Genomic DNA, 15,038 nt, shown 5'->3' on the forward strand with positions numbered 1-15,038 from the left:
TGACGCCGTCCTTGTATAAAATCGATGCTATGCCGCAGCGCGCATCTCGACAGTGCCGTCCCACAGCCCCATGATTTGCCAATCGATCTCTCGGGAAGAACCGATCGTTGGAAAACAACATCCTGCTGGCTATTTTCGTGCTGCTGGCAGCCAGTGTCGCGCTGGTACCGCTGGCCCGGGCGGCCGGCCTGGGCACGGTCCTCGGCTATCTTGCTGCCGGCGTGCTGATCGGGCCCTACGGCCTGCGCCTTGTCTCTGATAGCGAAACCACCCGTCACGTCGCCGAATTCGGCATCGTCATGATGCTGTTCCTGATCGGCCTCGATCTGCAACCCTCCGAGATCTGGCGCATGCGCCACAAGGTTCTGGGGCTGGGCGTCACCCAGCTCGTGGTGACAACAGCGATTATCGCGCTGGCCATGATGGCGGCCGGCTTCGCTTTCAATGCCGCGATCATCGTCGGGCTGGCGCTGGCCATGTCGTCCACCGCCATCGCGGTCCAGTCGGCCCAGCAACGCGACATCACCCGCACCGATACCGGCCGCGCCAGCCTGGCCGTGCTGCTGGTACAGGACGTGGCCGTCATCCCCATTCTCGCCGCCATCCCCCTCTTGGCAACCGCCTCGCCCGGTCGGGTCGGGATCGAGATCGAGCAGGCCGCCCAAGCGCTGGAGAACCCCGTCGACTGGCTGACCCCGCTGACCCTGATCGGCGCCTTCATCCTGGCCATCCTCGCCGGCCGCTACCTTGTCCGTCCGCTGCTCGGCTACGTCGCCCGCGCGGGCCTGCGCGAAGTCTTTACCGCACTGGGCCTGGCCCTGGTGGTCGGCGCGGCGTTGCTGACCCAACAGGTCGGCCTGTCGCCGGCGCTTGGCGCGTTCATCGGCGGGGTGTTGCTGGCCGATAGCGAGTATCGCCACGAGCTCGAAAGCAATATCGAGCCGTTCAAGGGCCTGTTGCTCGGCCTGTTTTTCATCTCGGTCGGCATGTCGATCGACTTCTCGGTCGCCCTCACCGAACCGCTGCGCATCGCCGCCATCGTGCTCGGCTTCGTCGGCATCAAGATCGCCGTGCTCTTCGTGCTGACCTCGATATTCCGCATGCATCTGGCCGATCGGTTGCTCGTCGCCATCCTGCTGAGCCAGGCCGGCGAGTTCGCTTTCGTCATCCTGCAATTCGCCCAAAGCTCCAACGCCATTGCCGGGCACGATTACGACCTCATGACGGTGGCCGTCGCGCTCTCGATGATGACGACGCCGGTGCTGCTGCTCACCTTCGACAAGCTGGTGGCGCCGCGCCTGGACGCCCGCCGCACCCCGGAACGCCCCAGCGATCCCATCGACGAACATCGCAATATCGTCGTGCTCGGCTACGGCCGCTTCGGCCAGATCGTCACCCGCATGCTGCGCGCCCAGGGCTTCGAGATGACCCTCATCGACGACGACCCCGCCCAGATCGATCTGGTGCGCAAGTTCGGCGTCAAAGTGTTCTACGGCGATGGCTCTCGCCTTGATCTGCTGCATGCGGCCGGCGTCGCCCGCGCCGACCTGGTGGTCGTCGCCGTCGGGGGCCATGACCGCATCCTCGATATCGCCCGCAAGGTGCGCAAGCACTTCCCTGATGTCGCCATCGCCGCCCGCGCTATCGATCGAGGCCATGCCCATGAACTGATGGCGCTGGGCGTCGAGATCTTCGAGCGCGAAACCTTCCTCTCGGCCATCAGCCTCGGCACCAAGGTGCTCATCCAGCTCGGCGTGGCGCCCAACGACGCCATGCACATGGCCCAGGCCTTCGAGCGCCACGACAATAAGTTGCTGGAGGAAAGCTTCGCCGTCCGCGGGGATGAGGACGCCTATGTCGGCATGATCCGGACCTCGATGGGCCTCTTGGGTGAGGCCATGCGCGCCGACAACCCTACCATACCAGTTGACAAGTCCGAGCCGAAGCGTACGGATTCCAGAGACTGAGGCATCCGCCTCGGATCGCAGCCACCCACGGCGTCATTCCCGCGAACGCGGGAATCTCCCTTAGTCGGCAAGGGGGATTCCCGCGTTCGCGGGAATGACGCGGCGTTTCCATCGGACCTCCGCGCCTATGCCCCTCCTCGATCCCTATTTCATCTCGATCGCCACGATCGCGGTGCTCATTGTCGGCCTTAGCAAGGCCGGTCTGCTCGGTAGTCTCGGCATGGTCGGCGTGCCGCTGCTAAGCCTGGTCATGCCCGCCCGCGACGCCGCCGGCATGATGCTGCCGGTGCTGCTCGCCATGGATGTCATCGCCGTCTACGCCTACCGCAAGGAGATCGACTGGCGCATCCTGCGCATCATGCTCCCCGGCGCCGCTGCCGGCACGCTGATCGGCTGGCTGCTCTGGGCCTTCGTGTCAGATGCCGCGGTACTGCTGTTCGTCGGCGTCGTGACGCTGCTCTTCATCCTCGATGCCCTGCTGCCGCTGCGCAAGAAGCTCGAAGGCCTGCCGCCGTCGAAACCCTGGGGCGTATTCTGGGGCGGCTTTGCCGGCTTCACCAGCTTCATCAGCCATACCGGCGGCCCGCCATTCCAGATCTACGTGCTGCCCCAGCGCCTGCCCCCGGCCATCTATTCGGGCACCTCGGCGGTCTTCTTCGCCATCGTCAACACCGCCAAGCTAATCCCCTACTTCTTCCTCGGCCAGCTCAACGTCCACAATCTGCAGCTCTCCGCGGCGCTAATCCCCATCGGCATTGCCGGCGTCTTCATCGGCATCTTCCTCGTTCGCCGCATTTCGATGAAGTGGTTCTACCGCATCGCCTACTGGCTGGTCTTCCTGCTGGCCCTAAAGCTCATCTGGGACGGCGCCCGCGGCGGCTTCTGGGGCATCTAGCCAATAAAAAAGGGCCGCAGCGAAGGCTGTGACCCTTTCATCCGCTTGGGGATGACCAGCTTATTGAGTGCCGCTTGTGTACTTGTAGAGTTCGTCCTTCACTTCGAGTTTCTTGCGCTTCAGCGCGCTGACCGTGAGATCGTCGTACCGTGTGCTTTGCATCTCGGTCTGGATCTGACGGTCCAACTCCTGATGGCGCCGTTCAAGCGCCGCGACGTGGCCTTCAGTCGTCATAACAACTCCTTGAAGCATCTATGGACGAATCGATCGTCACAAATAATTCACGACTTGTCGACTGCCTTTCCGGCGCCTCTGGAAATCTGGTGCAAAACACCGCGTGATCGGTTAACCAAGGGTAAGAGGTGGGCGTCGGGGACACGCTGGATTTTATGTTCGAGCTGAGCAAGGAACAGGAAGCCAGTCTGGGACTGGAATTGGCCACCAAGCGGCAGGAGCACAGCGATCTCAACGCCGCGATCGATACGCTGACCGCGTCCCACGTCGCCGATCGGATGCTCATTCAGCGCCTCAAGAAGCGCAAGCTGGCGCTCAAGGACCGCATCGTCCAGCTCGAGAACATTCTCTTGCCCGATATCATCGCCTGAGCCGTTCGACGGCTTGAGATGTGGCCAAATCTGGGCTAAATGCGCGCTTTGTGGAGCTTGAGGGAACAAGGCTCTATGCTGACAAAACCACCCGTCGCCATCGTCATGGGCAGCCAATCCGATTGGCCCACCATGCGCCTCGCCGCCGAGACGCTGGAGGCGCTTGAGGTCGAGTACGAGGCGCGCATCGTCTCCGCCCACCGCACCCCCGAGCGCATGGTCGATTTCGCCACCAATGCCCGCGCCGAAGGCTTCAAGGTCATCATCGCCGGCGCCGGCGGGGCCGCACATCTGCCCGGCATGATCGCCGCCATGACCCCCCTGCCCGTCTTCGGCGTACCGGTCAAATCCAAGGCTCTCAACGGCCAGGATAGCCTCCTCTCCATCGTCCAGATGCCCGGCGGTATTCCCGTGGGTACATTGGCTATCGGCGAGCCCGGCGCCATCAATGCCGCGCTGATCGCTGCCGCCGTGCTGGCCCTGTCCGACGACGACCTGGCCGACCGGCTCGACGCCTTCCGCGCCCGCCAGACCGCCGCCGTCCCGCTTTTCCCCGCAGATACCGAGTAGGTCGTGGCAATAGACACATCCCCGCTGCCGCAAGGCAGCATGATCGGCATTCTGGGCGGCGGCCAGCTCGGCCGCATGCTGTCGCTGGCAGCGAGCAAGCTGGGCATGCGCACCCACATCTATTGCCCCGATGCCAATAGCCCGGCCTTCGAGGTCACCCCGCACAAGACCGTGGCCGCATACGACGACGAGACCGCGCTGGCGGCCTTCGCCGACGCCGTCGACGTCATCACCTACGAGTTCGAGAACGTTCCGGCCGCGACGGCGGAATTCCTCGCCGCCCGCAAGCCGCTGCGGCCCGGCGCTAATGCCCTCGCCATCTCGCAGGACCGGTTGGTCGAAAAGACCTTCCTCGCCTCCAAGAATATCCCCGTCGCGCCGCATCGCGCCGTCGAAACCCTTGCCGACCTCGAAGCCGCCATCGAGGCCCTCGGCCTGCCCGCCGTGCTCAAGACCACGCGGCTCGGCTATGACGGCAAGGGCCAGCGCGTCATTCGCGAACGCAGCGAGGCGGCCGCCGCCTTCAGGGACCTGGCCCCAAAGCCGCTGGTGCTCGAGGCCTTCATTCCGTTCGACAAGGAAATCTCGGTCGTCGTCGCCCGCAACACATCAGGCGAAGTCCGCGCCTTCGACGCCGCCGAGAACGTGCACCGCCACCACATCCTCTTCACCAGCACCGTCCCCGCCGAGATTGCGCCCGGCCTCGAAAAACATGCCGCCATGCTGGCCAAGGTCATCGTCGTGGCGCTCGACTATGTCGGCGTCCTGGGCGTCGAATTCTTCGTCATCCCCGGCGAACGCCCGACCCTTCTGGTCAACGAGATCGCCCCCCGGGTACACAATTCCGGCCACTGGACCGAGGCCGTCTGCCTCACCGACCAGTTCGAGCAACACATCCGCGCCGTCCTCGGCTGGCCCCTCGGCGATCCCGCGCGCATGGCCGACGTGGTGATGGAGAACCTCATCGGCGACGAAGTCTTCACCGTCCCCACAGGTATAGACGGCAACACCCAGCCCCACCTCTACGGCAAAACCGAAACCCGCCCGGGCCGCAAGATGGGTCACATCAACAAGATCGTGCGGCGGTAGCCCTTCCTCACCTCGCGCCTCTGGGGAGAGGTGAGGGACTACCGCGCCAACCACCCCCGCATCGCCTCCACCACCGCAGCCGGATTCTCCATCGGCGGCAAATGCGCGCTATCGGCGAACCGCACCAGCTCCGCTCCCGCAATCCCCGCGGCCATTTCCTCGGCCAGCTCGAGCGGCGTCATCTTGTCCAGCTCGCCCACACCCACCAGCGTCGGCACGGCGATGGCGCCCAGCATGGGCCGGGAATCGATGCGGCCCAGGATCGCGGTCTGCTGCCGCACATAGGCATCCTGCCCCACCCGCTCCGACATGGCCTGCACATCCGCGGCCACCGCTGTCCCCAGATGCTGCGGCGCCACCAGGCTCGCGAGCAGTCCGCGCGACACGCCGATGAACCGGCCATGCCTGACCATCTCGATTCCCTTGCGCCGCGTCTCCTTGCGCGCCTCGTCGTCGGCCCGCGCCGAGGTATCGAGCAGCGCCAGGTGCGTCACCCGCTCGGGGGCCTGCCGCATGATCTCGAAGGCCACGTAGCCGCCCATGGACAGCCCGGCGAGCGCGAATCGGGCCGGGGCGGTAGCCAGCGTCCGCGCCGCCATGGCTGGAATCGAGTCGTCCTGCGTCAGGTCTGCCACCTGGGCGCGGGCATCGACCTCGCCGATCACGTCCCGCCACAACCGTTCATCACAGATAAGTCCCGGCAGCAGCACCAGATCGCTTGTCATGCACGGCCTCCATTGGCAAAATCATCAGGCTCGACTGTTCCGTCTCAACGCTGGCAGGACAAGCCCGGACTCAGCAGATCCGCGGTTTTTCTCGTTGTCGTAGTGGACAAGCCCACAGAGCTGGGCTATAGAGCGGCCCACGGTGACTGGCTCAGCTGGTCGGCGACGGGGTTCTTTGGCTCCGGCGCCACGATCCAAACCCACATGTCTAAGCTTCGAAAGGGCGGTTGACCTTTGCAAGTAGTCGTTCGCGATAATAACGTTGATCAGGCGCTGCGCGCGCTCAAGAAGAAGTTGCAGCGCGAAGGCGTCTTCCGCGAAATGAAGCTGCGTAACTACTACGAGAAGCCCTCTGAAAAGAAGGCTCGCCAGAAGGCCGAGGCCGTTCGTCGCGCCCGCAAGCTGGCTCGCAAGCGCGCCCAGCGTGAAGGCGGTCTGCCCGCCCCGACACCGACGGCACGTCCCGGCCAGCCCGGCCGCCCGGCGGCAGCGACCCCACGCACCTAAGCGCTGGTCGTTATCAGTTTCGAAAACGCCGCCCTTCGGGGCGGCGTTTTTATTTGCTCGCATGATCGTCCGCGACCACCGCGCTGTCCCTCCCCCCTGACGGGGAGGCTAGGTGGGGGTGTTGGGAGCCCCGATATCGGGGCCAATCATCCCCCACCCTTGATCCCTCCCCGCAAGGGGGAGGGAGACGACTGAAACACCTTCCACCACGCAATAAGATGCGCTGGAATCGCCCCCCTACTCCGCCATCGCCCGTTCGAAGAACGGCACGGCATGGCCCCAGATGCCACGATCCCACAAGTCACCGTGCCCGGCGCCAGGCTCGATCCAGAGTTCATCCTTGTTCTTGACCAGGTCATAGACCCGCTCGCCATTGCTGACGCCAACGACCACGTCAGCCGTACCGTGCGCCACCAGCACCGGCTCATCGACATCGAGGATCCACTGGTTGACCGGGAACTGGTCCTGCATGACCAGCGCCACCGGCAGGTAGGGATAGCGCTCGCCAGCCACTGTCACCGCTGAAAGAAACGGCGTTTCGAGCAGCAGCGCCTCGGCTTCGCGAATACTGGCCACATACGTCGCCGGCCCCGAGCCCAGCGAACGGCCCCAGATCAGGATCGGAAACCCCTTCCCCGCCGCCCAGTCAAACGCCGCCGTGGCATCATCGAGAATACCCTGCTGGCTCAATGAGCCCGGCGACATGGGAAAGCCACGATAGTCGAACGACAGGAAGCCATAACCGTCGGCCACGAATTGCTCAAAGCGTTCATGCTCGGCGCTGAAGCTGCCCGAATTGCCGCGATAATAGATGATCAGCGGTTTGCCGGGCTTCGGCGCTTCATACCAGCCACTGACCACCCCGCCGCCCGATGGAATCGCGACCTCTTCCGCCGCCGTTAGCGTCGTATCGGCCAGTGCGGTGATCGGTCCATCGGCCACATACTGCAGCGCCCGCTGGTTGAAATACATGTAGCCGACCACAGCGGCATAGCCGATGACGAGAATTACAGCGGCGGCGAGCAGGAGGCGACGCAAGAGCTTCACGGAAAGACCTCGGGCAAAGATTCGGCCGAAGCCTACACCAATTTGCCTCTTCTTCACCTCTCCCTTCGGGGAGAGATCGGCGCAACGCGCCCCCGCCCGACCCGGGACCTAGAGTTCAGCGAGTGTCTGCTGCAGCGCCCGCTCGAACACTTCGTCGGGCTGCGCGCCCGACAAGGCGTATTTCTCGCCAAACACGAAGAACGGCACACCGCGAATGCCCTGCGCGGCCGCGTCGGTCGCCAGTTGTTCGGTGATGGCGAGTTCGTTCTCGTCGTTCATCGCGTCGATGGCGTCACCGCGATCGAAGCCATATTCCACCGCGATATCGGCCAGCACATTGTCGTCGTTGATCTGGCGGTGTTCGAGGAAATAGGCGTTAGCGATAGCATTAGCCAATTCGTGCTGGATGCCGAGCGGCTTAGCCAGCCGCGTAATGGTGTGGGCCTTCTTGGTCGGAAACATACGCGGCTGTTTGCTGAGATCGAGCTCGACCCCGGCCTTGCGGGCCTCGCCTTCGACCCGCGCCCACATTTCCTTGGGATCCTTGCCGTATTTCTGCGCCAGCATATCGGCCACCACCACACCCTCGGCGGGCGTATTGGGGTCGAGGTAGAAGGGGTGGTTCTCTACCACCACTTCGATATCGTCGGGCAGCGCCGCAATGGCCTTGTCGAGCCGCGCCGAGCCCACCAGGCACCAGGGGCAAACGACATCGGTGAACACGTCGATCTTGAGCAGTTTGGTCATGGCAAAATCCTTTTGCCATCACATGGCGCGGAAGCAAACGCGCCGCAAGAACGCACGTCGAGGTAACCTAACCCAGATTAGGAGCTCTGGCTGCCATTGGCGATACCGAATGGCGGCGACCAGCTTGCCACAAAGCTGAGCCCGATAAAGGCGCTGAACCCCATCCAGGCCAGGCCAGGCAGCATGATCCAGGCCGCGCGCGGCGATACCTCGCCGGTGCGGGCGGCAGCACCCAGTCCGACGAGGAGCAGCAGCATAGCCACGATGCTCAGCATCAGCGAATCGAGCGGCGTCACCACGAACGGGAACGCGATCGTGCCGGCCATCAATGCCACCAGCCACCAACCGGCGACCCGGCCCTGGCGACCCTCACGCGCCACCATCCAGCGCGCAATGCCGAACAGCGGCAGGCTGCCGATATGCAGCGCCCCACCGACCCAGCCAGGCAGTCCGAATGGTGAAAAGAACAGCGGCAAGGCGCCATTCATCTCGGCAATGCCATTGGCAATGACGAAAACCGCCAGCGGCAAAGCCGCGCTCAGTACCAATCCGAGAACGTCGTTCCGGTCCGCATTGAGTACCCGTTGCCGGGTCAGTCTGGCCGCTATGCTGGTCGCCATGTCAGGCTCCCGCTGTTTGACATTGCCTGTCGAAACAATGGCGCAAACGCCAAAAGGGTTCCGCTTACGTCAATAGCGAGGGGTGTCCGCTCAGGGTCGCGGGCGGGACTGGTCTATGGCACGGGTCGGGGGCAGACGCGTAAATTCGAGCTCGATCGCGACGTCGATGGCCTCTTCGATCTGGTGGGCGATCTCGACCGCGCCGCAATGCTGGCGCGGCAGCGTGAACAGCGCTTGTTCCAACTGATCCCGCACTTCACGGGCCAGCGCCTTGGTCTCGTTCTCGTGGCTCATGATCGGACATTGGAGACGCGATTATGGCGGCCGTTAGGCACTTTGCCCATCCAATTTTAGGCAAAATGCGTCCGATTCGACGGGCGCTGAAGACGCCCGTCGCTAAGTAGCTGAGACCCTAGCCTTCCTTGGCCATCGAGCGTTTGAACTGCGGCAGGTGCTTGGTCTGGGCGTCCAGCATTTTCTCGCGATACTGGCCATAGATGATGTCGGTATCGTGCAGGGTGACCCCCGCAATGGTGGGCGAAGCGAACACCGGCAGCTCGATATTGCGATCGGCCAGCTTCTGGGCCGTGCGCGCCACCAGCTCGTGCATGTTGATCATCGCCAGCACGGTCGAAGCGCCCGACACCGGCCGGCTCCAACCCTTGATATCGACGATCGCATCCTCGATCGGCGCGCAGGTATCAATGACGATATCAGCCGCATCGGCGAGCCGCTTGCCCGAAGAATGCGTGGCTGGCTTATCGAGATTGGCCTTGGCGGTGATGGCGACCACCGTCAGCCCGCGCTTCCTAGCATAGATGGCGGTGTCGATCCCCGAGGCATTGCGGCCCGAATGGCCGAAGATCACGATCGTATCGCCGGCGTTGAGCGGCTGATGGTCGAGGAACTTCTCGGCATAGTTCTCGGTCCGCTCCAGCCACAGCAGCTCGCGCACGCCGCCCGCACCCAGGATATTGTGCCACATGACGCGCGGATCGGTCAGCGGATTGAAGCCCAGATAGGAGCCGTAGCGCGGATAGGTTTCCTGCACCGGCAACACCGAATGGCCCGAGCCATAGAGATGCACGAGGCCGCCATTGGCGAGCGTTTCGCTCATGGCAGCCGACGCCTTTTCATAGGCCGCCTCATTATCGGCGCCGGCCTGCTCGGCGAGCTTGAGGAGTTTGCTGATATAGAGCGTCGACATCTGGTGAGCCTTTCTGAAACTACACGTAGAGGGTGGAGCGGATTTCGTAGCGGTCCGCCCGCATGATGGAGAGGGCGAACTCGAATGGGCCATTGCGATCGAAGGTGATGCGCTCGACCTCGAAGGCCGGCGTATCCGCCGGCAGTTCGATCAATTCGGCATCGGCTGCCGGCACACTGCCGACGCGATAGACCTCCTTGGCCTTGACCGGATCGATGCTGCAATTGTCCTTGAGCCAGCGATAGAGCGAGCTGATACCAGGCGCCGCATCATAGAGGCCCGGCACCCGTCCAGCCGGCAGATGTGTCGTCTGGATGCCGATGGGCATGCCATTGCCCAGCCACAGCCGGCGCAACTGCACGATCGAGCTGCCCGCCGCCACTTCCAGTGCCTCAGCCATGACGTCGGTGGCGTCGAGCATCTGCACGCCCAGCAGCCGCGTGCCCGGCTCCAGCGCCAGCGTGCGCATTTCGTCGGTGAAGCTGGTCAGCCCGCGCACGCCCGCCACCATGGTCGCCGAGCGCACGAAGGTGCCGCGTCCATGCTCGCGCCGCAGCATGCCGGCTTCCTCGAGATTGCGCAGCGCATGCCGCAGCGTGATGCGGGAAATACCCAGCATGTCGCCCAGCCGGTCCTCATTGGGGATTTGCGACCCCGCCGACCATTCCCCGCTCTCGATCAGCCCGCGCAGCGCCATTTCGGCCTGGTGCCAGAGTGGCTCGGGGCGGTTGCGGTCCGGCCGTTGCAGGCCCTGTGGTTCATCCATGTCCCGTCCTCCAAGCCGGCCCCATTGCCCCGGCAAATGCCGCCCCGATCAGTCCAGCGCCCGGCCCATGCCGCGCTGCCAGCAACTCCACCTGCCGCAGGTGCGGCGGCAGGTGCCGGACCATCCCCGCTTCGATCAGCGGCGCCAATACATCGAACGCCTCCGCCACCCCGCCCGCCAGAATGACCGCCCGCGGCGCCAGCAGCGCCACCGCGCCGGCCAGCGCCGTACCCAGTATCCGCATCGGACGCTGCAGCGCCGACGCGGCCGGATTGCCGTCGCGCGCCGCCACGATCAGCGCAGCGCCACTGGCAAGGCCGAGCGATTTGGCCAACCGGTCCAGCGCCCGCCCCGAACATTGCCGCTCCAGCCAGCCGCTGACATCCTCGCCCGGATCTTCGGCATCAACAGACGCCCAACCAAACGAGCACGCCGCCCCCATCGTCCCGCTGACGATGGTACCACCAGCCAGCACCGCCGAGCCGATCCCCGTTCCGATCGCCAGCAGGATCGCATCGGCAAGGCCGCTGGCAGCGCCGGCGCGCACTTCGGCGAGCAGGCTGAGCTGGGCATCATTGCCCAGCCCGATCGAAACCCCCGGAAACGCCGCGCTGAGGTCGAACCCGTCGAGATAGGACAGATTGGGCACCCAGCGACAGGTCGCGCCCTCCGCAAGCCCCGGAATACCCAGCCCAAGCGCCGTCGCGCCATGCTCAGCCAGATGCGCGCGCACCAGTGCCACAAACTCATCCCGCGTCGCCGGCGCCGCCACATTGGCGACAGGGCGCACCGCCGCCGGATCGCCCATTGGCGCAGCCCCGACACGGCAGCGCGTTCCACCCAGATCGATGGCAAGAACCGTGCTCATCCCTTGACCCCACTCGAGACGATGGAGTCCACGAAGAACCGCTGCAGGAACACGAACAACAACACCGGCGGCAGTACCGCCATCGTGGCGCCGGCCATGACCAGCCCGGTATTCATCGCCCCGCGATTGTAGCTCAACAGCCGCGAGAGCGAGATAACGATGGGATATTGCTCGGTCTGCCCCTGCAGCACCGTCAGCGGCCACAGATAGCTGTTCCAGTGATAGACGAAGGCGAACAGCGTCAGCGCCGCAATGGCCGGCATCACCGAAGGCGCCACCACCTTGAACAGGATGCGCATCTCGCTGGCGCCATCCACACGCGCCGCGTCGATCAGCTCGTCGGGCACGCCCTTGATATATTGCCGCATCAGGAAAATGCCGAAGGCATTGGCCAGGTTTGGCACGATGACGCCGATCAGGCTGGCATTGAGCCCGAGATACCCGGTGATCCGATAAAGCGGAATGAGCGTGACGATGGGCGGCAGGAACATGGCCGCGATCAGCACGGCAAACAGGGCCTCGCGCCCCCTGAACCGGTACTTGGCGAACGCATAGCCCGCCATCAGGCTGGTGACGATGATCGCCGCCGTGGTGACCGTGGCGATCACAGCCGAATTGACCAGCGAACGCCCCAGGCTCACCACATCGGCAACCTCGGCATAGGCACTGAGGTTCGGCGTTGCCGGCAGCCATACCGGCGGCACCTGCATGCTTTCCTGCGGCGTCTTGAGACTGGATAGCACCATCCAGACCATGGGAAATGCAGCCACCACCGCGACCACGATGATCAGCAGCGTCAGCAACCCTTCCTGCGGCGAAGCGAAAATGCGTGGCCGGGCGGCGCTCATGCTCGCTCCTCCCGGCTGCGCGCCAGGGCGAAGAGCAGCGTGATGGCCACGACCAGTGCCAGCATCAGGGTCACCGCCATGGCCGAGCCCAGCCCGCCCTGGGCCCGCTCGATGCCGACACGGCGGATATGATAGGTCAGCACATTGGTCGAGTTGACCGGCCCGCCCTGCGTGATCAAAGCCACCGGCTCGAACACCTGCACGGCATTGATGACGGCGATCACGGCCGAAAACAGCAGCGTATTGCTCAGCAGCGGCAGGGTAATGGCGTGGAATTGCCGCCACGCCGAAGCGCCGTCCATCCGCGCCGCCTCATAAAGTGTCGGCGGAATCTGGGTCAGTCCGGCCACGGCCAGCACGGTGAAATAGCCCACCTGCTGCCACACATTGAGCACCACCAGCGATACCAGCGCCGTCGATGGCGACGATAGCCACGGCTGCGGCCCGATGCCGACCCAGCCCAGCATCTGGTTGATCGGCCCTTCGGTGGGTGAATAGAGCTTCGACCACACCAAAGCCACCGCGATCATCGGCACCATATAGGTGGAAAACAGCACCGTGCGCAGCATGATGCCGCCGGGGGCCAGCCGCTGGTGCACCAGCAGGCCCAGCGCCACCGATAGCGGCACGATCACGACCACCGACAGGCCGGTATAGACGGCGGTATTGACCAGCGCCGCCTTGAAGTCACGGCCGACTGAACTTGACCCGAAGATCGCGAAGAAATTGTCGAGCCCTACGAACTGCGCCGTTTCGAAGCCGGTCTGCGTCGACCAATCCTGAAACGCCAGCCAGATGGTCAGCGCCATCGGCAGCAGCACGAAGACCCCGATCAGGCCCGTGGCCGGCGCCAGCATGGCAATCGCCGATCTGTGATGGATGCGCTGCATGAGGGTCCGGGGAGAAGGAGTATCGGGATTCTCAGTCGTCTCGGGAGGAATCATTTCCGAGTTGGGCACGGCCGCGCGACAATCCACCGCGCGGTTCCTCCCCCTTGACGGGGGAGGCTAGGAGGGGGTGTTGAGAGCCCCGGTATCGGGGCTTACCCCACCCCCACCCTTGATCCCTCCCCGCAAGGGGGAGGGTGTCGACTGCAACATCTACCCAGCCAACTACTTCGCGTTGCGCTCAAGAATCTCGGTCGCATCCGCCTGGGCATTGGCCTGCGCATCGGCGGCACTGACCTGGCCGAACTGCAGCGCCTCCAGCGTCTGCTGCAGCGATTCCGAGAATTCCTGACCGCCGAGCACGGTCGGAAATGGCTTGGCGTCAGCCAGCGGGCCGGTATAGCCAGCAAGGAACGGATCGCTGCTCAGGCGTTCGGCGAAGGCCACCCCGTCAGATGTCCGCGACGGCAGGATGCCCATCGACATCAGGATTTCGCCCATGGCCGAGGCGCCATTGGCGCCCGAATCCGGTCCGTTGAGCCACTCGAGGAACGTCCAGGCGGCCGCCTGCTCTTCCGCGTCCGCTTGGGCATTGACCACGGTCATCCACGAATACGAGATCGACCGCGCCGTGTCGCCCGATGGGCCCACCGGGATCGGCGCGGTGGCGATATCGGCATAGGCATCGCCCATGCCGGCCTTGAGCGCCGATTCCCACCAATTGGCCATGATGATCATGCCGGTCTTGCCCGAGACGAAATTGTCGAGGAACGGCCCGGTCGTATTGGCGTCGGCCGTCGCCATGGCCGGGTCGGCATAGCCCGAGGTAATGAGCTTTTCGTAGAGCTCGAACGTCTCCTTGGCCGCCGCGCTGTCGAGCACCGGCTTGCCGTCGACCACCAGATCGCCGCCATTGGAAACCAGCAGCGACGCGAACGGGTGCAACACGCCGGCGGCCCACGAATTGATCAGCCCAAAACCCTGCTGGCCCTTGGATGCATCGGTGAGCTTTTCTGCCGCCGCCAGGAATTCGTCCCAGGTCTTGGGCGGCTCGGCTATACCGGCTTCGAGGAATAGGCGCTTGTTGTAGTTGAGTGCGTAGACGTCGATCTCGTTGGGAATGCCATAGAGCGAGCCACCCGCGCTGGCAGCGCTGACCACGCCCGCCGGCCAATTCGCCGCCACGCCTTCTGCCACCTCGGCCGGAGCCGGAGCGACCAGCGCGTCGCGTGCCAGGTCGGGCAGCCACGCATCATAAATGCCGGCAATCGTCGCGCCCCCTGCCCCGCCGCCCGACGTGCGCAGCGTGGTCAGGAGATCGCCAAACGGCACGGCGCGGACGGTGATCGCATCATTAGGGTGGCTCTCGCTGTACTTTTCGATCGCCGCTTCCAGCAGGGTCACCGTCTCGGGCGACCAGTGCGTCAGAAACGAAATGTCGGCCGCCTGCGTCATCGCGGTGCCAGACACCAGGACAGTCGCCACGCCAGCCAGGCGGCGGATAGCCCTAACGTAATGCATGAATCTTCTCCCCTCTCGCTCCGGCCAGCCTTCCGCCAACCGATAGGTATTAGTGTTATGACGTTATAACGACTTAATCAATCGGATTCTTGGCGCGATATGCGTCCGGGCAAGAGAACTTTCTTGCCGCTGTCGGCCCGCGTGGGTTTCGCCCGTCCTCGGATCAAGA

General features: G+C 64.3%; 18 protein-coding genes. 6 read left to right on the forward strand and 12 right to left on the reverse strand.

Translation table 11 applies throughout. The features are described from left to right. Window positions 1-107: 107 nt before the first annotated feature. Window positions 108-1,967 (forward strand): monovalent cation:proton antiporter-2 (CPA2) family protein, encoded by a 1,860-nt coding sequence (locus tag MF606_RS16700; RefSeq protein WP_240230470.1) that lies wholly within the window; start codon window positions 108-110, stop codon window positions 1,965-1,967. A 127-nt stretch (window positions 1,968-2,094) separates the two neighbouring features. Beyond that, window positions 2,095-2,862, forward strand: a complete 768-nt coding sequence (locus tag MF606_RS16705; protein WP_240230471.1) for a sulfite exporter TauE/SafE family protein — start codon at window positions 2,095-2,097, stop codon at window positions 2,860-2,862. Window positions 2,863-2,922: 60 nt separating this feature from the next. On the opposite strand, the gene MF606_RS16710 is transcribed toward MF606_RS16705, so the two are convergent. Beyond that, window positions 2,923-3,096: a YdcH family protein gene (locus tag MF606_RS16710; protein WP_240230472.1), complete on the reverse strand. Its 174-nt coding sequence runs from the start codon at window positions 3,094-3,096 to the stop codon at window positions 2,923-2,925. Between the two features lie 155 nt (window positions 3,097-3,251). Here MF606_RS16710 and MF606_RS16715 point away from each other — a divergent pair, with 155 nt between their 5' ends. The 3 genes from MF606_RS16715 to MF606_RS16725 all read left to right on the forward strand — a co-directional run bounded on the left by MF606_RS16715 (window position 3,252) and on the right by MF606_RS16725 (window position 5,126). Then, window positions 3,252-3,467: a YdcH family protein gene (locus MF606_RS16715; protein ID WP_240230473.1), complete on the forward strand. Its 216-nt coding sequence runs from the start codon at window positions 3,252-3,254 to the stop codon at window positions 3,465-3,467. A 75-nt stretch (window positions 3,468-3,542) separates the two neighbouring features. Then, the gene (purE, locus tag MF606_RS16720; protein ID WP_240230474.1) at window positions 3,543-4,037 is read left to right on the forward strand and encodes a 5-(carboxyamino)imidazole ribonucleotide mutase; all 495 of its coding nucleotides are present in this window, start codon (window positions 3,543-3,545) and stop codon (window positions 4,035-4,037) included. Between the two features lie 3 nt (window positions 4,038-4,040). Beyond that, window positions 4,041-5,126 carry a 5-(carboxyamino)imidazole ribonucleotide synthase gene (locus MF606_RS16725; RefSeq protein WP_275693094.1) on the forward strand — a complete coding sequence of 362 codons (1,086 nt, stop codon included), beginning with the start codon at window positions 4,041-4,043 and terminating at the stop codon, window positions 5,124-5,126. Between the two features lie 38 nt (window positions 5,127-5,164). On the opposite strand, the gene MF606_RS16730 is transcribed toward MF606_RS16725, so the two are convergent. Then, complete coding sequence (locus MF606_RS16730; RefSeq protein WP_240230475.1) at window positions 5,165-5,851, reverse strand: alpha/beta fold hydrolase; 687 nt, start codon at window positions 5,849-5,851, stop codon at window positions 5,165-5,167. A gap of 234 nt (window positions 5,852-6,085) precedes the next feature. Here MF606_RS16730 and rpsU point away from each other — a divergent pair, with 234 nt between their 5' ends. Further along, window positions 6,086-6,358 carry a 30S ribosomal protein S21 gene (gene rpsU / locus MF606_RS16735; protein ID WP_056257641.1) on the forward strand — a complete coding sequence of 91 codons (273 nt, stop codon included), beginning with the start codon at window positions 6,086-6,088 and terminating at the stop codon, window positions 6,356-6,358. A 237-nt stretch (window positions 6,359-6,595) separates the two neighbouring features. On the opposite strand, the gene MF606_RS16740 is transcribed toward rpsU, so the two are convergent. The 10 genes from MF606_RS16740 to MF606_RS16785 form a co-directional block, all read right to left on the reverse strand. Further along, window positions 6,596-7,405: an alpha/beta hydrolase gene (locus MF606_RS16740; protein ID WP_240230476.1), complete on the reverse strand. Its 810-nt coding sequence runs from the start codon at window positions 7,403-7,405 to the stop codon at window positions 6,596-6,598. A 108-nt stretch (window positions 7,406-7,513) separates the two neighbouring features. Continuing rightward, a complete protein-coding gene (locus tag MF606_RS16745; protein WP_240230477.1) occupies window positions 7,514-8,152 on the reverse strand; it encodes a DsbA family oxidoreductase in 639 nt (212 codons plus the stop codon). A 77-nt stretch (window positions 8,153-8,229) separates the two neighbouring features. After that, complete coding sequence (locus MF606_RS16750; protein WP_240230478.1) at window positions 8,230-8,772, reverse strand: tryptophan-rich sensory protein; 543 nt, start codon at window positions 8,770-8,772, stop codon at window positions 8,230-8,232. A 90-nt stretch (window positions 8,773-8,862) separates the two neighbouring features. Next, entirely contained in the window at window positions 8,863-9,066 is a 204-nt protein-coding gene (locus MF606_RS16755; RefSeq protein WP_240230479.1) for a hypothetical protein, read from the reverse strand. 118 nt (window positions 9,067-9,184) lie between these two features. Then, the gene (locus tag MF606_RS16760) at window positions 9,185-9,979 is read right to left on the reverse strand and encodes a sugar isomerase domain-containing protein (protein ID WP_240230480.1); all 795 of its coding nucleotides are present in this window, start codon (window positions 9,977-9,979) and stop codon (window positions 9,185-9,187) included. Between the two features lie 19 nt (window positions 9,980-9,998). Further along, complete coding sequence (locus tag MF606_RS16765) at window positions 9,999-10,745, reverse strand: GntR family transcriptional regulator (RefSeq protein WP_240230481.1); 747 nt, start codon at window positions 10,743-10,745, stop codon at window positions 9,999-10,001. After that, window positions 10,738-11,613 carry an ROK family protein gene (locus tag MF606_RS16770; protein WP_240230482.1) on the reverse strand — a complete coding sequence of 292 codons (876 nt, stop codon included), beginning with the start codon at window positions 11,611-11,613 and terminating at the stop codon, window positions 10,738-10,740. Before MF606_RS16770 ends, MF606_RS16765 begins: the two co-directional genes overlap by 8 nt. Next, complete coding sequence (locus MF606_RS16775; protein ID WP_240230483.1) at window positions 11,610-12,461, reverse strand: carbohydrate ABC transporter permease; 852 nt, start codon at window positions 12,459-12,461, stop codon at window positions 11,610-11,612. The genes MF606_RS16770 and MF606_RS16775 overlap by 4 nt, the downstream gene beginning before the upstream one ends. Then, window positions 12,458-13,318 carry a carbohydrate ABC transporter permease gene (locus MF606_RS16780; protein WP_240230484.1) on the reverse strand — a complete coding sequence of 287 codons (861 nt, stop codon included), beginning with the start codon at window positions 13,316-13,318 and terminating at the stop codon, window positions 12,458-12,460. The genes MF606_RS16775 and MF606_RS16780 overlap by 4 nt, the downstream gene beginning before the upstream one ends. Window positions 13,319-13,573: 255 nt before the next feature. Then, window positions 13,574-14,869: an ABC transporter substrate-binding protein gene (locus MF606_RS16785; RefSeq protein ID WP_240230485.1), complete on the reverse strand. Its 1,296-nt coding sequence runs from the start codon at window positions 14,867-14,869 to the stop codon at window positions 13,574-13,576. Window positions 14,870-15,038 lie beyond the last annotated feature (169 nt).

Origin of the sequence: Devosia lacusdianchii, from assembly GCF_022429625.1 — a bacterium.
In the GTDB taxonomy this organism is placed as follows: Bacteria; Pseudomonadota; Alphaproteobacteria; order Rhizobiales; family Devosiaceae; genus Devosia; species Devosia lacusdianchii.

Bases quoted from the DNA above. Each gene is read 5' to 3' on its own strand.
- MF606_RS16705 (WP_240230471.1), top strand. From the start codon at position 2,095: ATGCCCCTCCTCGATCCCTATTTCATCTCGATCGCCACGATCGCGGTG.
- MF606_RS16710 (WP_240230472.1), bottom strand. From the start codon at position 3,096: ATGACGACTGAAGGCCACGTCGCGGCGCTTGAACGGCGCCATCAGGAG.
- MF606_RS16715 (WP_240230473.1), top strand. From the start codon at position 3,252: ATGTTCGAGCTGAGCAAGGAACAGGAAGCCAGTCTGGGACTGGAATTG.
- purE (WP_240230474.1), top strand. From the start codon at position 3,543: ATGCTGACAAAACCACCCGTCGCCATCGTCATGGGCAGCCAATCCGAT.
- MF606_RS16730 (WP_240230475.1), bottom strand. From the start codon at position 5,851: ATGACAAGCGATCTGGTGCTGCTGCCGGGACTTATCTGTGATGAACGG.
- MF606_RS16745 (WP_240230477.1), bottom strand. From the start codon at position 8,152: ATGACCAAACTGCTCAAGATCGACGTGTTCACCGATGTCGTTTGCCCC.
- MF606_RS16750 (WP_240230478.1), bottom strand. From the start codon at position 8,772: ATGGCGACCAGCATAGCGGCCAGACTGACCCGGCAACGGGTACTCAAT.
- MF606_RS16755 (WP_240230479.1), bottom strand. From the start codon at position 9,066: ATGAGCCACGAGAACGAGACCAAGGCGCTGGCCCGTGAAGTGCGGGAT.
- MF606_RS16760 (WP_240230480.1), bottom strand. From the start codon at position 9,979: ATGTCGACGCTCTATATCAGCAAACTCCTCAAGCTCGCCGAGCAGGCC.
- MF606_RS16765 (WP_240230481.1), bottom strand. From the start codon at position 10,745: ATGGATGAACCACAGGGCCTGCAACGGCCGGACCGCAACCGCCCCGAG.
- MF606_RS16770 (WP_240230482.1), bottom strand. From the start codon at position 11,613: ATGAGCACGGTTCTTGCCATCGATCTGGGTGGAACGCGCTGCCGTGTC.
- MF606_RS16775 (WP_240230483.1), bottom strand. From the start codon at position 12,461: ATGAGCGCCGCCCGGCCACGCATTTTCGCTTCGCCGCAGGAAGGGTTG.
- MF606_RS16780 (WP_240230484.1), bottom strand. From the start codon at position 13,318: ATGCTGGCGCCGGCCACGGGCCTGATCGGGGTCTTCGTGCTGCTGCCG.
- MF606_RS16785 (WP_240230485.1), bottom strand. From the start codon at position 14,869: ATGCATTACGTTAGGGCTATCCGCCGCCTGGCTGGCGTGGCGACTGTC.